The sequence below is a fragment of the Rhizobacter sp. P3_B12 genome, from assembly GCF_056402895.1.
Genome location: NZ_JBFUGN010000772.1, coordinates 1 through 3,005, shown reverse-complemented (window position 1 = coordinate 3,005; position 3,005 = coordinate 1). Strand labels below are relative to the sequence as shown.

The window sequence follows — 3,005 nt, the reverse complement described above, 5'->3', positions numbered from 1 at the left end:
AGCGCGCTCGGCAGCCTGAGCGGCGCCGTCACCGGCAGCGGCGGCCTCAACGAGGGGCTGTCGGGCCTGATGGCGGTCAACGTGATCCGCCAGCACCGCGACGAGCTGCGCCAGGCCTCGACCGGCTCGCTCGACCACATGGTGATCGACGTGGTCGGCAGCCTGTTCGACCAGATCCTGTCCGACCCGCGCGTGCCGCCGCAGATGGCACGCCAGATCGCCCGCCTGCAGTTGCCGGTGCTGCGCGTCGCGCTGGCCGACCCGAGCTTCTTCTCGTCGCGCAAGCATCCGGTGCGCCGCTTCGTGAACCGCATCGCGTCGCTCGCCGTCGCGTTCGACGACCTCGACGAGGGCGCCGGCAAGCAGTTCATGACGCGGGTGCGCGACCTCGTGCAGGAGATCGTGCAGGGCGACTTCGACCAGATCGACCTGTACGCCTCCAAGCTCGGCGCGCTCGAGACCTTCATCGCGCAGCAGGCCAAGGACGAGGTGCAGGCGAACGCGTCGGCGGTGTCGCTGGTCGATGCGAAGGAATCCGACCTGCGCGTGCAGCAGCGCTACATGCTGCAGCTGCAGGCCGCGCTGAACCCGCTGTCGCTGCCCGACTACCTGCGCAACTTCCTGTCGCAGGTGTGGAGCCAGGCACTCGCCCAGGGCACGAAGTCGCACGGCGTCAATTCCGAGCTGGTGCAGCGCCTCAAGCGCGCCGGCCGCGACCTGGTGATGAGCGTGCAGCCCAAGGGCTCGCCGGCCATGCGCAAGAAGTTCCTGATGCAGCTGCCGCCGCTGATGAAGGACCTGAACGAGGGCATGGCGCTGATCGGCTGGCCCGATGCGGCGCAGAAGGAGTTCTTCAGCAAGCTGCTGCCGGCGCATGCCGATTCGCTGAAGGGCCAGCCGCTGTCGGAGCTCGAATACAACCTGCTGGCCAAGCAGCTCGAGGGCGTGTTCAACACGCCGCTGCCGGAACCCGACGGCCTGCTGCGCGATGTGCCGATGTCCAGCATGGGCGCCGCGCCGATCGAGCCGCACTTCTCGCCCGACGAAGCCAAGCGCATCGGCCTCGTGCAGGAGAGCGCGGTCGACTGGTCGGGCACCGTCGACATCGACCTGACCTCCGACAGCGGGCCGGACACCGAGCCCGGCGCGGGCGGCGGCGACACGATGCCGGGCCCGCTGCACGTGGGCGGCGTCGACATCGACCTCGACCTGTCGCCGAACGAGCCGGCCGAGCCGTCGCACGGCGTGCAGCTGATGGACCACGTGAAGCTCGGCTTCGCGTACCAGATGCACCTGAACGACCAGTGGCAGAAGGTGCGGCTGAGCTACGTGAGCCCGGGGCGCGCGTTCTTCGTGTTCACGCGCGGCAAGCGCCACCACGAGACGGTGTCGCTGACCTCGCGGATGCTCGCGCGCATGTGCGAGACCGGGCGCTTCAAGGCGTTCGAGCAGGCCTACCTGATGGAGCGCGCCACCGCGCGGGCGCGCAAGCAGCTGGCGGCGCTGTCGGCTTCTTCATCGGCGCAGCCGACCACGCGCCATTGAGGTAGCCCGGATGGCAATCCGGGGGTTGTCGGACACATCCCGGATTGGCATCCGGGCTACAGGCGACGCGCCATCTGCAAGGCCGCCAGCAGGCTCGACGCATCGGCCCGCCCGCTGCCGGCGATGTCGAACGCGGTGCCGTGATCGGGGCTGGTGCGCACGAACGGCAGGCCCAGCGTCACGTTGACGCCCTGCTCCACACCGAGGTACTTCACCGGGATCAGCCCGTGGTCGTGCGTCATCGCGACGACCAGGTCGAATTCGCCGCGGCGCGCGCGCATGAACACCGTGTCGGGCGCGTACGGGCCGCTCGCGTCGATGCCCTCGGAACGCGCAGCCTCGATGGCCGGGCGGATGATGCGGATCTCCTCGTCGCCGAACAGGCCGCCCTCCCCGGCATGCGGGTTCAGCCCCGCCACGGCGATGCGCGGCGCCGGCATGCCCCAGCGCGCGGCCGCCTGGCGCGAGATGCGCAGMGTCTGCAGCACCGCGTCGAAGGTCACCGCGTCGATCGCGCGGCGCAGCGACAGGTGGATCGTCACGAGCACGGTGCGCAGCTCTTCGTTGGCCAGCATCATGCGCACCGGTGGCGGTTCACCGGCATCGACCGACAGCGCCYGCAGCATCTCGGTGTGGCCCGGGAACGCGACGCCGGCGGCCGACAGCGCTTCCTTGTGGATCGGCGCGGTGACGATCGCGGAGATCTCGGCGCCGCGCGCCAGCCGCACCGCGTGCTCGATGCAGCGTGCCGCGGCCGCACCGGCCCGCGCATCCACCTGCCCGGTCGGTGCCGCCATCAGGTCGGCCGGCAGGCCCGGTGGTGCCAGCACCGGGATGCAGTCGGGCGGCACGTCGAATACATCGGCTGCGCGCTCGATCGCGGCCACCGCCAGGCCCCCGCCCGTCCAGGCGACGGCGCGGCGCTGCACCGCCACGTCGCCGATCACGAAGCAGCCGGCCGCCTGCGGGCCGCGGAACAGCTTCGCGATGATTTCCGGGCCGATGCCGCAGGCGTCGCCTTGCGTGATCGCGATGGGGGAGCGGATCGTCATTCGATGCGGTCTTTCAGATCAGTGATTCAGATCAAGGGACGAGGCGGCAGCTTGCCATCGCCGTACAGGTCGGCGATGCGCTCCAGCGCCTGCACGTTGGTCAGGAACAGCTGCCCATTCTCGATGCGGTGCAGCCCGCGCTGCTCCAGCTTGCGCAAGGTCTTGTTGGTGTGCACCAGCGACAGCCCGAGCGCGTCGGCGATGTGCTGCTGCGTCAGCGGGAACGGCACGCCGTTGGCGCCCGCATCGGGCAGCAGCGCCGCAGCGCGCCGGAACAGGTGCACCAGCAGYGTCGCGACGCGCTCGGCCGCGCTGCGCCGGCCCACCGACAGCAGGTTGTCGTCGACCAGCGCCTCTTCGTGCGCGGCCAGCCAGGTGACCGCGAAGCCGAGCCGCGGCGTGTGCTGG

2 protein-coding genes and 1 pseudogene are annotated in these 3,005 nt (G+C 70.6%); 1 reads left to right on the top strand and 2 read right to left on the bottom strand.

What is annotated here, in order from left to right:
• Positions 1-1,545: pseudogene (locus AC1D01_RS27745) on the top strand (DUF1631 family protein); the annotation flags it as partial.
• A gap of 56 nt (positions 1,546-1,601) precedes the next feature.
• Here the strand turns inward: AC1D01_RS27745 and pdxA are convergent.
• Both pdxA and AC1D01_RS27735 read right to left on the bottom strand, forming a co-directional pair.
• Positions 1,602-2,597: a 4-hydroxythreonine-4-phosphate dehydrogenase PdxA gene (gene pdxA, locus AC1D01_RS27740; RefSeq protein ID WP_477872139.1), complete on the bottom strand. Its 996-nt coding sequence runs from the start codon at positions 2,595-2,597 to the stop codon at positions 1,602-1,604.
• Positions 2,598-2,623: 26 nt separating this feature from the next.
• Positions 2,624-3,005: Crp/Fnr family transcriptional regulator (locus AC1D01_RS27735; protein WP_477872137.1), on the bottom strand; the 382-nt coding region annotated here is incomplete at its 5' end.